The sequence below is a fragment of the Ligilactobacillus sp. Marseille-Q7487 genome, from assembly GCF_949152225.1.
Taxonomy (GTDB): Bacteria; Bacillota; Bacilli; order Lactobacillales; family Lactobacillaceae; genus Ligilactobacillus.
On record NZ_CASCJC010000001.1, the window covers coordinates 446,029 to 463,940 of the forward strand.

A 17,912-nucleotide genomic window follows, 5' to 3' on the forward strand; every position below is an offset into this window, starting at 1 on the left:
TGCAGAGAGGTGGATGGTTACATGAAAATGGAAAAAGTTAATGCTAACACGATTCGCGTGACTTTAGAAGAACAAGACTTAATTGAACGTGGGATGACCGTCCTAGATTTACTTGGAAATCAAAATGAAATTGAAAACTTTTTTTATAGTATTTTACAAGAAGTAGATGTTGAGCAAGAATTCAAAGAGTTAGATGCTGTAACTTTTCAAGTAATGCCTAAAAAAGACGGCCTAGAGATATTCATTACACGTGTGAATTTTGATCAGTTACCTCAAGATCTTGATTTTTCATTTCCTTATGTTGAAGATGATGATGAAAGTGAAGAAGAAATTTTGCAAGCATACATCGATCATAAAAAAGGTAAAGTAGGCGCAGAAATTAAACAAGAATATACTGATTATTACAGACGTTATGAAGATTTATTAGCAGAAGGTATAGAACTTGATGAATTAAAAAAGGTAGTTTTGCAAGGAAACAAAAACGAGTCTTTACAAAGAAACGTGCAACCGCAGATACAAGAATATATTTTTGAATTTAACGACTTCGAAGATTTTGCAACTTTAGCGCAAGAATTTAATCATGTTGTTGAAAACGGTTTATATAGTTATCAAGAAAAATATTATCTTGTTTTGGAATTTAAGTCAAAGGACTATACTCCTAAAGAAGTTAGTGATATAGCAGCGATTGCTTTTGAATATGGGGAAAAAGCCCAAGTAACATTAACAACTTTGCAAGAACATGGACGCCTTTTACACCAAAATGCTTTTGATTGGGTTAAAGAAATATTTTAAAAAGCTATGAAATAGCGATTTTCGCTATTTCATAGCTTTTTGTTATGTCAAATGAAGATAATTATGATAAAAACTTAATTTTATAAAAGGCTATGTCACAACAAACAGTTGATAAATAGCCATTTTTATAGGGGAGTATCAGAACTCCCCTACAAACTGTTATTTGCAGTTATCTATACTCATTTGGAATTTCGATATGAAATGTCTCACACAATAACTTCACATCATGTGCATCATTTTCATCAAACTCGTATCCCAGATGGAACATTACTTGACTATATGGTTCAATACAGGAAACCTCTATTTCCTCAATTCTTCCTTTACCCGAAAAAGTTTCTACCGGAAAACAATCCCCATCATAAAGAATTTCACCTTCGTCCGTATATTCAAAACAATGCAAATCAATAATTCTGTTTTTCAAATCTTCCCATACAGTATGGTTCAATGTTGTATATTCCATCTTAATCTCATAAAAGCCATTAGCTTTCATTATTTCTATAAAGTTCTGATAATCGTTCTTTTCTACAAAAATGTCAATATCATTATGGGCTCTTGACTGATATCCAAGAAGAGCATCTACACCCCAGCCACCATCAAGAAAGACTTTAATCTCCGCATCTATTGCAAATTGAAGAATCTGTTTTACATCTGTTATATTGACCATCTTATCATCTCCACAAATTCTAATTAGGCGACCAGAGGAACTGCTGGTCTGTTTGATAAATCTCTGCATTTAGCAGTTTTCAATGTTGCCAAAACAAAAGTTAAGAAGATGTTCCTTTTCTCCATGTCGCTTTCTTTGGCGTAATTTACAAGGTTATTCCACACAAGATAGTTGTTCAGATACTTGGTAGAAACACCGTTAAAGCCACGCATAAACCTCTTTAGCTGGCTATGGTAGCTATTGATATGTTGGATATTATAAATGCCTTTCTTGGCTTTGCCAGTCTTTAACTGCACAAGGTCAATACCATTGGCATTTGTAAATCTCACATAGGAGTTCATCTTGTCCGTAACAAGAGTGGAATTGGTCTTAATCCTACCATCATAAATATGATGTAAATCTCTTGTAGAAACTCTACCAGTATTCGTAATCTTGGAGATAGACAAGCCATTCCTATTAACCGCACAAGGAACACATACCTTTTCTTGGGACAAGCCTCTGATATGTGTAGAATGACCACGCTTATGAGCCTTGCGTGGCATAGCAAATGTCTTACTCTTGCTATGATTGCCCTTGTACGAGATGGCGAAAAAGTTTCGTCAGCCTCAATAATGCCGTCAAGGGTAACATCGTCTGCCATATTCTGAAGTGCATCCAAAATCTTGTGTCTCCAAAGGAATGCGGTGTTTCTGTGAATCCCACAAGCAACAGCAGTCTTACGAATGGATAAGCCATTCATCATACAATCAATGTACTGCTCCCACACGGACAAGTCTTTTCTTGTACCAGACACAATGGAGTTCGTAGCAATCACGAAGGACTTGCCACAATCCTTACATACATATCGCTGTGTGCCATCTTTACGATGACCATTGCGAACCACATGGATACAGCCACAAAGAGGGCATACACGACCATTTGCAAAGCGTTCCTTTGCTACGAAATCTTCAATATTCAAAGACTTTACAAAGGCAGGACTTAAAAGCATTGTTTTAAGGCTTTCCTGCTCTGCGACAGTCAACTTACCGATAATATCTAATGCGTCTTTGATAGTAGGCATATCCAATTACCTCCTTCGGTGGTACTGTTTCTTCTTATTATTATACGCTATTTCTCGTCAAAAATCAACCATTTGTTGTGACAGAGCCTTATAAAATAACATTGATGAAACTATTGCTAGGATAAATTGCGTATTTATTATTGAGGTGAACTTAATGTTATATGCAATGACAGAAAAGCAACAGTTAATTTTTGCAAAAGATGCACAAAAAAATCAGTGTTATTATTGTCCGGGATGTGGTAGACATGTGATTTTAAAACAAGGTGCGTTGAAGCTAGCACATTTTGCGCATCAAAAAGCAGCTTGTCAAATTTTTAGTGAAGGAGAAACTGATGAACATCTCAAAGGAAAACAATTACTAGCAAAATGGTTTAGACAGCAAGGCTGCCAAGTTTGGTTAGAAGCATATTTAAGTAAACTTCATCAAAGACCTGATTTGCTAATCAAAAAGCCAAATGGAATCTATCAAGCAATTGAATTTCAATGTGCACCATTGTCGCTTGCTAAGCTTAAGCAACGAACCTTAGGATATGCACGTTTAGGCTTGAGTTGTTGGTGGATTTTAGGGCACAGATATTATGTGAAAAATAAACTAACACAACAAAATGCACAATTTTTGAGGTTTCATCCTAATTTAGGCTACTATTTAACTTATATAACACAAGATAATGATCGCTTATTGCTTGTGTATGATTTACAGTGCGATGATTTTTTGCAATTGCAAAAACACTATTACTATGCCGAAAATATCAGACAACTCCAAGGCTTTTATCATAAAAAACATATCATAAAATATGGATTAATTTCTGCCAGTAAAAAAGCTAAACAAATCCAAAAATTGCAACGATTATGTTGGCAAGAGCAAGGAAAACTACATGATTTGCAAATCGCCTGTTATGAACAACGGATAAGACTACAAGATGTTTATCCTAAATTTGCAGCAACTACATATCAAGCTCCGTTATTTTGTCAATATCCGTTTAGTTGGAAAATTAAAGCTTTATTGCAAAAAGATAAATGTTGTTATGCTGACCTATTGACACAAAGTCTATTTGAAACACCATTATTAAAGACTGATTCTTGGCGCCAAAGACAAATTGAACAGTTTGTTTCTTTACTGTAACTTAATTTTTACTGAGGTTGCTTTTTTAAAGATAGATTAGTAAAATTAGAGTTAATTAAAATAAAATTAGGAGGACGCTTGGATGGCAGAAGTAAAAAAACTACCTAAGAGAAGTGAAGTCCCAGTAGAATTAACATGGGATTTGAGTTTAATTTTTAAAAATGATGAGGAATTTGAAGAAAGTTTTGCACAAATTGAACAACAAGCGCAAAATTTTGCCCAATTTCAAGGAACATTACAAAGTGGAGCAAAAAATTTATTGTTAGCGTTACAAGCTAAATTAGATTTAGAACGCCAACTTGAGACAGTTTATGTTTATACCAGCATGAAAAATGATCAAGATACAACAGAAGCAAAGTATCAAGGTATGAATGCTAGAGCACAAAAATTATTTGCACAAACTGCAGCATCTTTAGCATGGTTTGAACCCGAATTTTTGCAATTTAGTCAAGAAGAACTAACAGCTTATTATCAACAAGAACCTGAATTGTTGCAATATCGACATTTGTTAACTGCTTTATTGAAGAGTAAAGATCATGTATTAAGCGCAAAAGAAGAAGCGATTTTAGCAGGAGCTAGTGATATTTTTGACGCTTCACAAAATGTTTTTAGTGTTTTAAATAATGCAGATTTAAAGTTTCCGATTGTGCGTGATGGTCAAGGCGGGGAAGTCGAATTATCAAGTGGCGTCTATGGCAAATTATTAGAAGCAACCGACCGTAGTGTGCGTAAAGAAGCTTTCGAGCAATTATATAAAGTTTATGGACAATTTCAACATACGCTAGCAACAACACTAGCAACGCATGTCCGCAAACATAATTTTATTGCTCAAATTAGAAATTATCAAAGCGCGCAAGAAGCTTCATTGGCCCAAAACGATATTCCAGTTTCTGTTTATGAAACATTATTAAAACAAGTAAATGAAAACTTGCCATTATTACATCGATATGTAAGTTTACGCAAGCGTTTATTAGAGTTGGACAAAGTGCATATGTATGACTTATATACACCAATCACAGGTGAACCTAGTTTGACGTTTACGTATGAAAAAGCCAAAGAAATTACATTAAAGGCCTTAGCTGTTTTAGGTGATGATTATCTTAAACATGTTGAAGAAGCCTTTGATCAACGTTGGATTGACGTTTTAGAAAATCAAGGTAAACGAAGTGGGGCTTATTCTTCAGGCGTTTATGATACAGCACCTTATATCTTATTAAATTGGCAAGATAATCTAGATAACTTGTATACTTTAGTGCATGAATTAGGTCATAGCATGCATAGCTATTACACGAGACATTATCAACCATATCAATATGGAGATTATTCTATATTTGTGGCTGAAATTGCTTCAACAACAAATGAAAATTTATTGACACAATATTTACTCGAGCATGAAACAGATCCACGAATTCAAGCTTATATCATCAATCATTATTTGGATGGCTTTAAAGGAACTGTCTTTAGACAAACACAATTTGCTCAATTTGAAAAATGGTTACATGAACAAGATGCAAATGGCCAACCATTAACAGCTGAAGCGATTAGTAAATATTACGGTGATTTGAACAAAGAATATTATGGTCCAGCAATCGAACGTGATCCAGAAATTGCATTAGAATGGAGTAGAATTCCACATTTTTATTACAATTTCTATGTCTATCAATATGCAACAGGTTTTGCAGCAGCATCAACACTGGCACAAAATATTTTAGATGACGATCCAAATCATACTAAAGCTTATTTAGATTATCTTAAAGCTGGTAGCTCAGATTATCCAATTGCTGTTATGCAAAAGGCTGGTGTTGATATGACGCAAAGTCAATATTTAGAAAAAGCATTTAAGATTTTTGAACAACGTTTAAATCAATTGGAAGAATTATTGATTAAATAAAAAAATCCCTGCTAAGTCAGGGGGATATGTTTATATGAATTAAAATTATTATATTATGTAAAATAAACTTCTAGGCCCTTACCTGTTAACAGATAAGGGCTATTTATTAATTTTCATGAAGACTGGATATTTACAAAAAGATTGAGACATACTTGTTTGCCCGTTAATAAAAGGTGGATTTTTTTGATATTTGATAAAGTCTTTAGGGGGGATTTTTCCGCTTAAAATATCTTCTAAAAAGCTCAAAGATTCATAATCAGCTAGTGCAATTGCGTAATCGCATCCAGCCAGATTATATAATACTAGAGTTGGGTGAGTTGTTACGTTCATTTCTGCAGCCATTTCTTGATCTTGCTTAAAAGATTGGATGGTAAATTCAGAACAACGGTCTTGTTTAAACATTTCTAAATCAAGCTCGCATTCTTGGGCAATTTGATAGACAAGTTCATCACAATATGATTTGTTTTGCGTAAGAACTTGTTTTTGGACTGCTAATAAAAAATTACGCCCACGTTTTTTGCCTTGAAATAAAGCTGCCTTATAATCAAGTGCAAAACGATAAATTTTAGCCGCAACAAGATTACGTGTTTCAAGATCGTTAAGTGCGATCCCTTTACGTTGTATGATTAAAGAAATTGTATTTAAGCTTAGTAGTGGAATAAAACGAAAATTTATCTTGTCTTTAGATTGATTGACTAGTTTTAAAATGTGTTTTTCTGTTTCATAGCACGCACCACCAAGCGGGTTAATAAACAGATACATTTCTAACAATGCTCTTCCCTCCAAGATAATAGAACTCTGATATATCTTTTTATAATATATACTTTAGCAAAATTTGCTAAAGTTGCAATTAAAATGCTTATTATATTCAAAAAAATCATCTTTTTTCTGACAAATAGTCGGTAATTTTTAGACTTTAAGCACTCATAAAAAGCCAATATGTGTTAAACTGATAAGGTATGAAAGGTAGGAATTGCGATGATTGAAGATTGGGATATTTTTTTAGCACCGTATGCACAAGCTGTATCTGAGCTTAAACTTAAATTACGAACTTTAAGAGATCAATTGAGAACTGAAGATATGCATGGACCGATCGAATTTGTAACGGGGCGTGTGAAACCAATCGAAAGTATCAAAGAAAAAATGCTACGCCGGCAAATCAAAGAAGAGCGACTAGCCACTGATATGGAAGATATTGCAGCGGTTAGAATCATGTGTCAATTTGTGGAAGACATTTATGATGTAGTCGAAGTTTTACGACGGCGAACCGATATGAAGATTATCGAAGAACGGGATTATATCGCTAAAAAAAAGCCAAGTGGTTATCGTTCCTATCATATCGTGATTGAATATACCGTACAATTGCTTACGGGAGCTAAAGTGATTAAAGCAGAGATTCAGATTCGAACTTTAGCGATGAATTTTTGGGCAACTATTGAGCATTCATTAAACTATAAGTATCAAGGAGAGTTTCCAAAAGAATTAGCGGAAAGATTACGCATAACAGCAGAAGCAGCCTTTTTATTGGATAATGAAATGTCGGATATTCAAGAAGAAATTCGTGAAGCACAAGAAATCTTTGCACGTAAAAGTTTGCATGCATTGGATATAAAAGACCAGAAAACTGGCGAGTAAAAAATTACTAAAGAGGATAACTATGAAAATCGGGATTTTTGCAAATGATAATCGTAGATCGCAAGAAGTCAAGCGACAATTAGAAATAAAGTTTCATGAGCGCCATATCGTAATGGATAATCAAGATCCTGATATCGTGATTACCATTGGTGGTGACGGGACTTTGCTATCTGCATATCATCATTATATTGAAAATCTAGCTAAGATTCGCTTTGTTGGTGTGCATACGGGACACTTGGGTTTTTATACCGATTGGCGTGATGACGAAATTGATGATTTAGTTGTTAGTTTACAATCGGATAACGGTCAAGCAGTAAGTTATCCTTTATTGGATGTGACAGTACAGTATACAGATCATAAAATTGAGCATTATTTAGCCTTAAATGAAGCAACTTTACGGCGAATCGGTTCTACGATGGTGACAGATGTCTATATTGGAGGCGAATTGTTTGAACGCTTTAGGGGCGATGGATTATGTGTGTCAACGCCGACTGGTTCAACTGCGTATAACAAGTCATTGGGTGGAGCGATAATTCATCCGGATTTAGAAGCCTTACAATTAGCAGAGATCTGTTCGCTTAATAATCGTGTGTTTAGAACTTTGAGTTCGCCGATGATTATAGCGCCAAACGATTGGATTACGTTGGTTCCTGGGAAAGGAAGCGACTTTTTGTTGACGATAGATTCTGATAGTTATCATAACAAAAGTGTGGCACGCATTTTATTTAAGGTTTCTAAAAAGCGTATATATTTTGCTAAATATCGGCATAACGAATTTTGGCGGCGAGTGAAAGATGCCTTTATAGGAGACGATTATGGAGATTAAATTTATCAACCATACTCCATACAATTTAAAGCTCAAAACTTTTTTAGAGCAACAAGGGATTTCACGGCGTTTGTTAGCCAAAATAAAATATGATGGCGGAGATTTGTTGGTTAATGGTCAAAGCCAGACAGTGCGTGCAATTTTAAAGCAAAATGATGTAATTAAAATTGTGTTGCCACCAGAAAAAAATCGCAAACATCCAATGATCCCATCATATGTACCTTTAGACATCTTATATGAAGATCGAGATTTTTTAATCGTTAATAAACCAGCACGAGTGGCTTCGATTCCATCGTTACTTCATCCGAATGATTCGTTGATTAATCGAGTTTTTGGATATTATCAAATACGTGGTTACCAGGGGATTTTGCCACATATTGTAACGCGTTTGGATCGAGATACTTCAGGTATTGTATTATTTGCGAAGCATCGCTATGCGCATGCCTTGATGGATGCGCAGTTGCGAGAGCGGCGTGTACAAAAAGTATATTTAGCGATCCTAAGTGGTCAAGTTAATTTTGAAACAAAAGAGATTACAGCACCAATAGCACGGTGTAATGATAGTACAATGAAACGTGAAGTCAATGAAAATGGGCAATTTGCATGGACAACACTGACAGTTACGCAAAGATTACAAACAGCAACTTTATGTTCAATCAAGCTTCATACTGGTAGAACGCATCAAATTAGGGTACATTGTGCATACTTAGGTTATCCACTGATTGGTGATGGCTTGTATGGGGGCTTAGACAAAATGCCTTTGCAACGACAAGGTTTGCATTGTCATTCATTAACATTTTATCATCCCTTTCAAAAGCAATGGGTTAACTTCTTGAGCCCATTACCTGAGGATATGAATAATTTTTTACAACAAAACAATTAAAAAAGGAGGGCAAACCGCTACGCTTAGGCGGAAAGAGAAATGGTCGAAACAAAAATAACAACACATGATAAAGACGAAATTATTATTGAGCTACTCAATAAACAACAGGCTCGACCCTTTAGGGAGCAATATTTGGATCTACACGTTTACGAGCAAGCTCAAATATTTACTGATTTAAATGAACGCCAACGCGCACGTTTGTATCGCTATTTGACGGCTGAAGAAGTCGGTGCGATGTTTAATGCTATCGAAGACGAACCACAAGATGTAGTCAATTATTTTAAGGAAATGACACCTAAATATGCTGCAATGGTCATTAATGAGATGTATACCGATAATGCCGTTGATATTTTGGCATATGCTCAAAAAAAGGATTTGGCTAAGTATTTGGTCTTGTTGCCTTCAGAAACAGCTAAAGAAATCAAAGAAATGTTGCATTATGAAGATAAGACCGCCGGGGCAATCATGTCGACAGAATACGTAGAGATTGTTGGTAATCAAACGGTTAGATCAGCGATGCATGTCGTTAAAAACGAAGCCAAAGAAGCCGAAACAATCTATTATGTGTACGTAATCGGTGATGATAATAAGCTAGCCGGGGTCGTCACGTTGCGCGATTTGTTGACGAATGATGATGATGTGATGATTCAAGATATCATGAATACACCGGTAATGTCGGTACAAGTTGATGAAGATCAAGAAGAAGTTGCGCAAACAATCCGTGATTATAACTTCTTAGCGATTCCAGTTACCGATTATGATGGACGGTTAATCGGAATCATCAATGTCGATGATATCATCGACGTTATCGACGAAGAATCCGCGGAAGATTATTCGGGGTTAGCCGGGGTTAATACCGAAGAAACACCGAATAATCCGTTTAAGGCTTCCTTGAAACGCTTGCCGTGGTTGATTATTCTTTTGCTGATGGGAATGTCGACAACGACTTTAATTAACCGTTACGAAGGCTTGATCAGCCAAGCTAGCATCTTGGCGGTGTTTGTCTCCTTGATCACGGGGACGGCCGGAAATGCTGGGACACAAAGTTTGGCCGTGGCGATCAGACGCTTAGCTAACAAAGATGACGAAGAAAAGAGCGGCTTTGCCTTTATCTTGCGTGAACTGTTGACCGGTTTGTTTATTGGCTTGGTCACGGGCTTGACGATTTGTTTGATTGTTGGCTTGTGGAAACACAACTTAATCTTAGGCTTTGTGATTGGGATAGCGATGGCTTGTGCAATTACGGTTGCAACGTTGGCCGGTAGTATTATCCCGATGCTTATGAACAAAATAGGAGTTGATCCAGCCGTAGCTTCAGGTCCGTTTATTTCAACTTTAAGTGACTTGACTTCGGTTTTGATTTATTTCAATATTGCAAATCTCTTTTTGAGCTTCTTTATTGGAAAATAAGGATTGCTTGCTAGCGATTAAAATTAGTATGTCCTCTTGGCTAGAAATTTTGGCCAAGAGGGCTTTTTTGTGAAATTAAGTAAAAAAAGAAACATCTTATGATTTTGAACATTAAGTTTGTTGTGTGTATTTCAAAATTTCCAAGCCATTTATTTTTGCTTGTTGTATTTGGTTACTTTATTAAAAGAGATTGAGGAAGGTGTACTGTTTTTAAAAGCAAATACATCTGTCAATATTTTCACTTAGCAAAAAAAGCCAATCCTACAAACAGAGGGGTGGCTTTTTGATTAGGTTCGCTAGAAATACTAGCAGTCCTAAAAATTATGTGCTTGTTTAATTTAGACTGCTGTCGCGTAACATTAGCTTGGTTCCTAATGTAATCATTTTAGGAATGCTGATTTTATTTTCGATGGTTGCAAGTAATAAATCGACGGCTTCTTTGCCCATTTTTTCTGTGTAGACTTTGACGCTACTCAAAGAAGGATAAACGAATTTAGCGATAGAAGAGTCGTTAAAAGAAATGAGACTCACATCTTCAGGAACGCGAATATTTTTTTCTTGTAAAGCCTTAAGAGCGCCAATCGCAATCGCATCGTTTGCAACAAAAAAGGCCTGTGGAAAATCGTTAGCCAATTCGTTTAAGGCTTGACTCATCATTTGGTAACCAGAATCGGGTGAAAATTTACCGACATAAACATAACGTGCATTATATAAGCGACGTTCTTCCAAATATTGTTTAAAGATTTTAAAGCGTGAATCGATCAAGTTTTCGGAGTGGTCGGCGGTTTGTTCTTCGCCGGCGAGCATGCCGATTTTAGTTTGCTTTTGGCTCAAGAAATGTTCGATTGCTTGAGTGACTGAATTTTGGAAATCTGCTACAACACAGCTGTGTTGTTGAGCTAAGGTGTTACTGTCGGCAAATATTAAGTTGCTATTTAGTTTTTCGAGTTCTTTAATCTGAGCTGGACTATACTTACCTACTGCAATTACACCATCGGCATTTTGCGCTGTTTCAAGCGGATCGTTATGAAAGACACGGGAGACTTCATAACCGAGTTGTTGTGCTCTTTTTTCAATACCAAATCTTAAGGAGTAATAGTAAAGATCGTTTAATTCTTCTTTTTCTGTGTACCATTGAATAACCGCAATTTTATTTGAGGTTTCATTTTTGGGACGACGTTTAGTTTTTGTATAATTTAATTCCTCAGCAACCTTAAAGATTCGCGCTCTAGTTTCATCGCTAACCGACATGGTAGCATCATAGTTTAAAACACGTGATACGGTCGCGGCTGAGACTTGAGCTAATTGAGCGATATCTTTGATTGTAGCCATTATCTTCACCTCTTTCTAAGTTTTCGTAATAACTAAAATATATTGTAACATTTTTTAGGGTAGTAAATAAATGGTAAATAACAGATAAATCGTTGAAATATTTAGTAAAAAATAGTAAAATAATGTCAGATAAAACGTTTGCTAACGCAAAAATAAAATTAGGAGCGTGGATTTTACAATGGATAAAACAACTTTAGAACAAAAATTTACTGAAATTTTCGGAACAGCTGCGCAAGGAACTTTCTTTTCACCAGGTCGTATCAATTTAATCGGTGAACATACTGACTACAATGGTGGAAATGTGTTTCCATGTGCTATTTCTTTAGGAACATACGGTGCAGCAGCTAAGCGTTCAGATAGTAAATTACGCTTTTACTCGGCTAACTTTGCAGATCTTGGCATTTTAGAAGCTAATTTAAATGATCTTAAATATGTTAAAGAAGATAATTGGACCAATTATGCCAAAGGGATGATTCATTTTATCAAAGAAGCTGGCTATGACGTAAATTGCGGTTTAGATATTTATGTTGATGGAAACATTCCAAATGGCTCAGGGTTATCTTCTTCAGCTTCATTAGAACTTTTGATTGGGGTAATTGTTGAAAAATTATTCGCATTAGACATTGATCGTGTTGATTTAGTCAAAATCGGAATGAAGACTGAAAATGAATTTATCGGAGTTAACTCTGGTATCATGGATCAATTTGCTGTTGGTATGGGACAAGAAAATCGCGCTATTTTATTAGATACAAATACATTAAATTATGATTTGGTTCCATTGGATTTAAAAGACAATGTAATTGTTATTATGAATACCAACAAACGGCGTGAATTGGCTGATTCCAAATATAATGAACGTCGTAGCGAATGTGAAACTGCTTTAGCCGAATTACAAGCTAAATTAGATATCCAATCTTTAGGTCAATTAGATGCCGAAACATTTGATGAATACTGCTACTTGATTGCCGATGAAAATCGTTTGAAACGTGCACGTCATGCCGTTTTAGAAAATCAACGGACTTTACGAGCTCAAAAATTATTACAAGAAGGTAAACTTGAAGAATTTGGTCACTTAGTAAATGCATCGCATGTTTCTTTAGAACATGATTATGAAGTAACAGGAAAAGAGCTTGATACTTTAGCACATACTGCTTGGAAGCAACCAGGTGTATTAGGTGCTCGCATGACTGGTGCTGGATTTGGTGGTTGTGGAATTGCACTTGTTCAAAAAAATCAAGTTGAAGCATTTACACAAAACGTTGGTAAAGTTTATGAAGAAACAATTGGCTATGCTCCTTCATTTTACATTGCAGAAATCGCAGACGGAACTAAGATGCTCTAAAATTTTGAATTGATTAGCAGGTGAAAGATATGACTACTAAGACTTTACTGGAGAGCTTTGTTGATTTAATCATTGCTAAAAGTGATTATCAAGAGTTAGACCGAATTTATTTGAATAATCGAATCATGAATTTAGTAGGTGAATCGGTCAAAGACTTAACCACGGATAAAAGTGATTTATTGGATTTAAAAGATGAATTGCTAGCACAAGCGGTAAAAAATGAAAAAGTTGGCGCAACTTTTGAAGAACAAGATTGTTTAGGCGCAGAATTGATGAACTTTATTACACCTATTCCAAGTGTAGTAAATCAACGCTTCTGGCAAACACATCAAGCTGACCCTAAAAAAGCAATTGCAGATTTTTATGCATTAAGCAAAGAAAATGATTATATTAAGACAAAAGCGATCGCTAAAAATATTTATTTTAAGACCGAAACGCAATATGGTGATATTGAAATTACGATTAATCTTTCAAAACCTGAAAAAGATCCAAAACAAATTGCTTTAGCTAAAAAAATGAAGGCTAGTGGTTATCCAATGTGTCTTTTATGTTTAGAAAATGAAGGTTATCAAGGGCGCATTAATCATCCAGCGCGGGCTAATCATCGTGTAATTCGCTTTGATTTGTTAAATAAAACATGGGGTTTCCAATATTCACCTTATGCTTATTTTAATGAACATTGTATTTTCTTGAGTTCACAACATGAACCAATGAGTATATGCGATGAAACATTTGCACGTTTATTAAATATTATTGAAACTTTTCCAGGATACTTTGTGGGTAGTAATGCTGATTTACCAATCGTTGGTGGCTCAATTTTAACGCATGAACATTATCAAGGTGGGCGCCATGAATTTGCGATGCAAAAAGCACCAATCGAAAAGGCTTTTACGTTTACTGGGTTTGAAGATGTTAGTGCAGGTATTGTTAAATGGCCGATGTCTGTTTTGCGTTTACGTAGTGCTAATAAAGAAAGTTTGCTAGCTTTGGTAAGTAAGCTTTTAGCGGCTTGGCGGGCATATAGTGATGAAAGTGTCCAAGTGTTAGCTAATTCAAATGGTGAAGCACATCATACGATCACCCCAATTGCACGAATGCGCGATGGTCAATTCGAATTGGATTTAGTTTTGCGGGATAATCAAACTTCAGCCAAATTTCCAGATGGTATCTATCATCCACACCAAGATGTGCAACACATTAAAAAAGAAAATATCGGCTTAATCGAAGTAATGGGTTTAGCAATCTTGCCACCACGCTTGAAAGATGAAATGCAAGTTGTAGCAGATTATCTTTTAGGAAAAGTAGCTAGTGTTGCTCAATATCATCAAGTTTGGGCTGATCAAATTAAAGCTAGCCATCCAGAAGTAAATGATACAAACGTTGAAGAAATTGTACAGCAAGAAATTGGTAAAGTTTTTGCACGTGTCTTAGAAGATGCTGGTGTCTTTAAGCGTGATCAAAAAGGTCAAGAAGCCTTTATGCGTTTTGTAAAATCAGTTGGAATTAATGACTAAGTTAATAACAAATGTAATATTGGCTTAGGAGAGTTACTAATAAAAAAGACCTCTTTACTGGAGTTTTCCAAGTAAAGAGGTCTTTTGTTATGTCTTTAAATTTAGTTGAGACTATGCAGCGTGTAAATTAAAAACGTACCTTTCTAAATAAGATGCGTTTTTTAGATTAAACGATTTTTGAACCGTGTAATTGGTTAACTCCAAGTTCTTGGGCAATTTGTTCACAGTTTTGAACCGTAATCCCACCACCTGGTAGAATTGTGATACGCCCATCAGCATAGGCAATCAGTTCTTTGAGGTGAACTAAAGTATCTGTGATTGGCAAGCTAAGTGGTCCACCGTGAGTTAAAATGCGTTCAAAACCACGTTCAACGGCCCAATCAATTGCCTTTTTTTGTTCAGCAAAATCAAGTTCATCAAATGCCATGTGTAAAACTAGTTGCATGCCACCACTTGCAGCAATTAATTGATCTAAGACTTCAATATCAAGCTTGTTGTCTTTAGTTAAAGCCCCAATTGAGATTCCATCAACGCCTAAAGCTTGTGCTTCAAAAATATCGGCTTCCATGATTTTAACTTCGATATCATTATAAACATAGTCACCACCACGAGGTCGAATTAAGGCGATTACAGGGATGTCTTTAGCATGAGCGTATAAGCAAGTTTCAGCCAAAACACCTTTGCTGACGGTGGTTCCGCCAACACCTAGATTGTCGCATAATTCAAGACGTTTAGCCCCGTTAGTAATTACTTTAGCGACATTAGTAAAATTTTCTAAACAAGCTTCTTTTAATAACATTTAAAGTCTCCTTTTGAATTAAAGTTGATCAGTAAAGCAGACACATACGCCTTCAGGGACGACGATATCTTTTTGAAGGCAAGTTAATTTACCACTTTGCAAATCACGTGCAAATAAAGTTGCGTTATCAGTATTTTGGTTAGTTACAACAACAAATTTTTGACTTGGATCTAAATCAAAATCACGTGGGAAATCACCACAAACATCAGCATATTCAACGAATTCTACCAAATGATCTGCTTTAACAGCAAATACTGCTAGACTGTTGTGGCCACGGTTGGAAAGATATACGAATTTGCCATCGTTTGAGATGCGAATTGCAGCAGCTCCGTTATGTTGCGTCCAAGTTTCAGGAATAGTCTTGACGATCTGTAAAACTTCAAAGCTACCAGTTGCTTGATCGTATTTTAAGACCGCTAATTGGCTGCTTAATTCCCCAGCTAAGTAAGCGTATTGGCTATTAGGGGCAAAAACGATGTGGCGTGGCCCAAAACCAGCTTCCATTTTCAAAACGCTAACTTGACTTAATTTGCCTTGTGCGCTAACGTCATAAGTATAAACTTCATCACAGCCTAAATCAACAACTACCAAACGATTGTCAGGTGTCAAATCGGTGTAATGAACGTGTGCTGAGCCTTGTTCAGGGCGTGGACCGTTACCTTGGTGTGTGACTGTATCGGTTAAAGCTAAACTTTGATCAGGTTTAATTTGATAAACATCAACTTGACCTTTATGGTAATTAGCAGTGTAGACTAATTGACGCGCTTCATCGATACCAACATAGCAAGGGTTAGCCCCAGGTTGTAAAACACTGTTGATATGTTTAAATCCTTCATTAGTAACACTATAAGCAGCGACACCACCTAAGTCACTTTCTTTAGCAACCGTAATTAATTCATGATTGCTAAGTTTTAAGTAAGTTGGACTGTCAATTTCGATGACGTTTTTAGGGGTGCTGATAGTTTTTGTTTCAGTATCTAAAATAGCGTGATAGATACCTTGGCTAGTTTTTTTAGTATAAGTTCCAAATAAAATATCTTGTTGCATAAAGAAATCTCCTTTAATATTGAGTGTACAATCCAATTATAGCATGATAATTTCAAAGCGGTTTATTTTTTTAAAAAAGCTCGTTTGAAGTTTAGAATATGATAAAATAAAGATGATCAATTAGAAAAAATAATGAGGTTAACTACGATGATGAAAACAAAAGTTTTAAATATTGGTGCTAAAGCCTTGGATGAAAAAGATGGTTTAATCATTTTATTTGGTAAATCAGCTTCACCACGTTTGGCAGAAGTTTCGGTGATTCAAGAAGTTTTGGATGGTCAATTGCAAGCAGATAATTTGTCTGTCGGCAAAAAGATTTTAATTGATGAACAAAGCTATGAAATCAAATATGCTGGTGAGCTAGTCTTTTCTAATTTAGAAACGGTGGAACATACGGTCTTTGACTTTAATGAAGTACCAGAAAATCCAAGAAGTAATGCTATTTACCTAGCGCCAAATGTTATGCCACAAGTTAAGGAAGGCTCAACCATTACTTTTGGGGCATAAAAATTAGTGTTAATTTAAGTTTGATAATTATTCTTTATGAAGTGAACTCTTGTTGTTTGAATAACTAAACAGCAAGAGTTTATTTGATTTGAAGTGATTTTTTAGTATCACTGAATTTATCAGAACATTAAAAAAATTGGGTATTTTTACAGTAGAAATAATAATTAAGAAGTAGTAAAATCAGAAAAATTAGGTTTAACTTATTATTATTTATAGATTGCAATAGTATAAAAATGGGGGAGCACATATGACTAAAGTAATTGAAGTTAGTCAGCTCAAATTTAAATATAAAGATAGTCAAAGATTAATTTTAGATGATCTTAATTTGAGTGTCGCAGAAAATGAAATTTTAGGACTCGTCGGGCCAAACGGTGCGGGAAAATCAACATTTATCAGCATTTTAGAAGGTTTGCAGACCAATTATACAGGGCAAGGTTTTACTTTTTTGGGATTGATTTGAAAAAAGATGCTAAGTCAGCGCAAAAACAAATTGGGACCTTGTTTCAAGATAGCGGTTACTTTGACAATCTGACGGTTAAAGAAGCGCTTAGTATGTTTGCTCAAATGTACCAAAAGGCGCTCTCACCTAAAGAAGCCCTAGCATACATGGATGCAAGTGAACTATTAGATCAAAAAGTAAAAAACTTATCTGGTGGACAAAAGCAAAAATTTGGGATTGCACTTAGTTTGATTAATCAGCCTAAGTTATTATTCTTAAATGAACCAACGACAGGACTTGATCCAGATGCACGCTTGCAACTGTGGAAAACCATTAAAAAGTTGCAAGGAAAGACGACGATTGTGATTTGCTCACATTATTTAGATGAAGTTGTTTATTTATGTGATCGGGTGTGCTTTATTTATCAAGGAAATGTCTATGCAACCGATACGCCAGAAGGCTTAATTAAAAAGAGTCAAGCGCAAACGAAAATTGAATTTGAATGCTTAGATCCAGCTACGCTCATTGAAAAAAGTAATGGCTTGCTTAAAAAAGCTGACTTACAGCCAAATTCTACGGGAAGATATGTGCTTTTAACGAAATCTTAGCTCTCTTATATGAATTAAAAACAAGCGTGAGTGCGATTGA

Annotated in this window: 17 protein-coding genes and 1 pseudogene; 12 read left to right on the top strand and 6 right to left on the bottom strand. The window is 35.5% G+C overall.

The annotated features are described in order from the left end of the window. The first annotated feature begins 21 nt into the window (after window positions 1-21). Window positions 22-792 (top strand): adaptor protein MecA, encoded by a 771-nt coding sequence (locus tag QM017_RS02155; protein ID WP_282708716.1) that lies wholly within the window; start codon window positions 22-24, stop codon window positions 790-792. A gap of 169 nt (window positions 793-961) precedes the next feature. On the opposite strand, the gene lnu(C) is transcribed toward QM017_RS02155, so the two are convergent. Both lnu(C) and QM017_RS02165 read right to left on the bottom strand, forming a co-directional pair. Next, the gene (gene lnu(C), locus QM017_RS02160; RefSeq protein ID WP_002837187.1) at window positions 962-1,456 is read right to left on the bottom strand and encodes a lincosamide nucleotidyltransferase Lnu(C); all 495 of its coding nucleotides are present in this window, start codon (window positions 1,454-1,456) and stop codon (window positions 962-964) included. 23 nt (window positions 1,457-1,479) lie between these two features. Then, window positions 1,480-2,516 (bottom strand): annotated as a pseudogene (locus tag QM017_RS02165) (IS1595-like element ISSag10 family transposase). Window positions 2,517-2,670: 154 nt separating this feature from the next. Between QM017_RS02165 and QM017_RS02170 the strand changes: the two are divergent. Then, the gene (locus tag QM017_RS02170; RefSeq protein WP_282708717.1) at window positions 2,671-3,639 is read left to right on the top strand and encodes a competence protein CoiA family protein; all 969 of its coding nucleotides are present in this window, start codon (window positions 2,671-2,673) and stop codon (window positions 3,637-3,639) included. An 82-nt stretch (window positions 3,640-3,721) separates the two neighbouring features. Further along, window positions 3,722-5,530: an oligoendopeptidase F gene (gene pepF / locus QM017_RS02175; RefSeq protein ID WP_178196154.1), complete on the top strand. Its 1,809-nt coding sequence runs from the start codon at window positions 3,722-3,724 to the stop codon at window positions 5,528-5,530. A gap of 99 nt (window positions 5,531-5,629) precedes the next feature. Here the strand turns inward: pepF and QM017_RS02180 are convergent, their stop codons facing one another. Beyond that, window positions 5,630-6,292: a DsbA family protein gene (locus QM017_RS02180; protein WP_282709545.1), complete on the bottom strand. Its 663-nt coding sequence runs from the start codon at window positions 6,290-6,292 to the stop codon at window positions 5,630-5,632. Between the two features lie 216 nt (window positions 6,293-6,508). On the opposite strand from QM017_RS02180, the gene QM017_RS02185 reads away from it, so the two are divergent. The 4 genes from QM017_RS02185 to mgtE are packed head-to-tail and all read left to right on the top strand — an operon-like array spanning window position 6,509 to window position 10,284. Continuing rightward, entirely contained in the window at window positions 6,509-7,165 is a 657-nt protein-coding gene (locus tag QM017_RS02185; protein ID WP_178196150.1) for a GTP pyrophosphokinase family protein, read from the top strand. Between the two features lie 22 nt (window positions 7,166-7,187). Continuing rightward, on the top strand, window positions 7,188-7,991 hold the full coding sequence (locus QM017_RS02190) for an NAD kinase (RefSeq protein ID WP_178196148.1): 804 nt from the start codon (window positions 7,188-7,190) through the stop codon (window positions 7,989-7,991). Next, window positions 7,981-8,874 (top strand): RluA family pseudouridine synthase, encoded by an 894-nt coding sequence (locus tag QM017_RS02195; RefSeq protein ID WP_178196146.1) that lies wholly within the window; start codon window positions 7,981-7,983, stop codon window positions 8,872-8,874. The genes QM017_RS02190 and QM017_RS02195 overlap by 11 nt, the downstream gene beginning before the upstream one ends. 39 nt (window positions 8,875-8,913) lie before the next feature. Next, window positions 8,914-10,284, top strand: coding sequence for a magnesium transporter (gene mgtE / locus QM017_RS02200; RefSeq protein WP_282708719.1), 1,371 nt, complete (start codon window positions 8,914-8,916; stop codon window positions 10,282-10,284). Between the two features lie 333 nt (window positions 10,285-10,617). Here mgtE and QM017_RS02205 read toward each other — a convergent pair whose 3' ends face one another. Further along, the gene (locus QM017_RS02205; protein WP_282708720.1) at window positions 10,618-11,616 is read right to left on the bottom strand and encodes a LacI family DNA-binding transcriptional regulator; all 999 of its coding nucleotides are present in this window, start codon (window positions 11,614-11,616) and stop codon (window positions 10,618-10,620) included. 178 nt (window positions 11,617-11,794) lie between these two features. Between QM017_RS02205 and QM017_RS02210 the strand changes: the two genes are divergently transcribed. Together QM017_RS02210 and galT are read left to right on the top strand one after the other, a co-directional pair. Next, complete coding sequence (locus tag QM017_RS02210) at window positions 11,795-12,958, top strand: galactokinase (protein WP_282708721.1); 1,164 nt, start codon at window positions 11,795-11,797, stop codon at window positions 12,956-12,958. A 29-nt stretch (window positions 12,959-12,987) separates the two neighbouring features. Next, the gene (gene galT / locus QM017_RS02215; RefSeq protein WP_282708722.1) at window positions 12,988-14,472 is read left to right on the top strand and encodes a UDP-glucose--hexose-1-phosphate uridylyltransferase; all 1,485 of its coding nucleotides are present in this window, start codon (window positions 12,988-12,990) and stop codon (window positions 14,470-14,472) included. Between the two features lie 166 nt (window positions 14,473-14,638). Here galT and QM017_RS02220 read toward each other — a convergent pair whose 3' ends face one another. Together QM017_RS02220 and QM017_RS02225 are read right to left on the bottom strand one after the other, a co-directional pair. Then, a complete protein-coding gene (locus QM017_RS02220) occupies window positions 14,639-15,271 on the bottom strand; it encodes a copper homeostasis protein CutC (RefSeq protein WP_282708723.1) in 633 nt (210 codons plus the stop codon). A gap of 18 nt (window positions 15,272-15,289) precedes the next feature. After that, window positions 15,290-16,318, bottom strand: a complete 1,029-nt coding sequence (locus QM017_RS02225) for a lactonase family protein (RefSeq protein ID WP_282708724.1) — start codon at window positions 16,316-16,318, stop codon at window positions 15,290-15,292. Window positions 16,319-16,465: 147 nt separating this feature from the next. On the opposite strand from QM017_RS02225, the gene QM017_RS02230 reads away from it, so the two are divergent. From QM017_RS02230 to QM017_RS02240, 3 genes are all read left to right on the top strand, one after another. Next, the gene (locus QM017_RS02230; RefSeq protein ID WP_178196132.1) at window positions 16,466-16,825 is read left to right on the top strand and encodes a PTS glucitol/sorbitol transporter subunit IIA; all 360 of its coding nucleotides are present in this window, start codon (window positions 16,466-16,468) and stop codon (window positions 16,823-16,825) included. A 247-nt stretch (window positions 16,826-17,072) separates the two neighbouring features. Continuing rightward, on the top strand, window positions 17,073-17,285 hold the full coding sequence (locus QM017_RS02235) for an ATP-binding cassette domain-containing protein (protein ID WP_282708725.1): 213 nt from the start codon (window positions 17,073-17,075) through the stop codon (window positions 17,283-17,285). After that, the gene (locus QM017_RS02240; RefSeq protein WP_282708726.1) at window positions 17,282-17,872 is read left to right on the top strand and encodes an ABC transporter ATP-binding protein; all 591 of its coding nucleotides are present in this window, start codon (window positions 17,282-17,284) and stop codon (window positions 17,870-17,872) included. Before QM017_RS02235 ends, QM017_RS02240 begins: the two co-directional genes overlap by 4 nt. Window positions 17,873-17,912: the final 40 nt, after the last annotated feature.

What these genes read in the sequence shown, in the direction of transcription:
- QM017_RS02235 (WP_282708725.1), top strand. Translation starts at nt 17,073, where the DNA reads ATGACTAAAGTAATTGAAGTTAGTCAGCTCAAATTTAAATATAAAGAT.
- QM017_RS02190 (WP_178196148.1), top strand. Translation starts at nt 7,188, where the DNA reads ATGAAAATCGGGATTTTTGCAAATGATAATCGTAGATCGCAAGAAGTC.
- QM017_RS02195 (WP_178196146.1), top strand. Translation starts at nt 7,981, where the DNA reads ATGGAGATTAAATTTATCAACCATACTCCATACAATTTAAAGCTCAAA.
- QM017_RS02230 (WP_178196132.1), top strand. Translation starts at nt 16,466, where the DNA reads ATGATGAAAACAAAAGTTTTAAATATTGGTGCTAAAGCCTTGGATGAA.
- QM017_RS02155 (WP_282708716.1), top strand. Translation starts at nt 22, where the DNA reads ATGAAAATGGAAAAAGTTAATGCTAACACGATTCGCGTGACTTTAGAA.
- QM017_RS02210 (WP_282708721.1), top strand. Translation starts at nt 11,795, where the DNA reads ATGGATAAAACAACTTTAGAACAAAAATTTACTGAAATTTTCGGAACA.
- QM017_RS02220 (WP_282708723.1), bottom strand. Translation starts at nt 15,271, where the DNA reads ATGTTATTAAAAGAAGCTTGTTTAGAAAATTTTACTAATGTCGCTAAA.
- mgtE (WP_282708719.1), top strand. Translation starts at nt 8,914, where the DNA reads ATGGTCGAAACAAAAATAACAACACATGATAAAGACGAAATTATTATT.
- pepF (WP_178196154.1), top strand. Translation starts at nt 3,722, where the DNA reads ATGGCAGAAGTAAAAAAACTACCTAAGAGAAGTGAAGTCCCAGTAGAA.
- QM017_RS02205 (WP_282708720.1), bottom strand. Translation starts at nt 11,616, where the DNA reads ATGGCTACAATCAAAGATATCGCTCAATTAGCTCAAGTCTCAGCCGCG.
- QM017_RS02170 (WP_282708717.1), top strand. Translation starts at nt 2,671, where the DNA reads ATGTTATATGCAATGACAGAAAAGCAACAGTTAATTTTTGCAAAAGAT.
- QM017_RS02180 (WP_282709545.1), bottom strand. Translation starts at nt 6,292, where the DNA reads ATGTATCTGTTTATTAACCCGCTTGGTGGTGCGTGCTATGAAACAGAA.
- QM017_RS02225 (WP_282708724.1), bottom strand. Translation starts at nt 16,318, where the DNA reads ATGCAACAAGATATTTTATTTGGAACTTATACTAAAAAAACTAGCCAA.
- QM017_RS02185 (WP_178196150.1), top strand. Translation starts at nt 6,509, where the DNA reads ATGATTGAAGATTGGGATATTTTTTTAGCACCGTATGCACAAGCTGTA.
- galT (WP_282708722.1), top strand. Translation starts at nt 12,988, where the DNA reads ATGACTACTAAGACTTTACTGGAGAGCTTTGTTGATTTAATCATTGCT.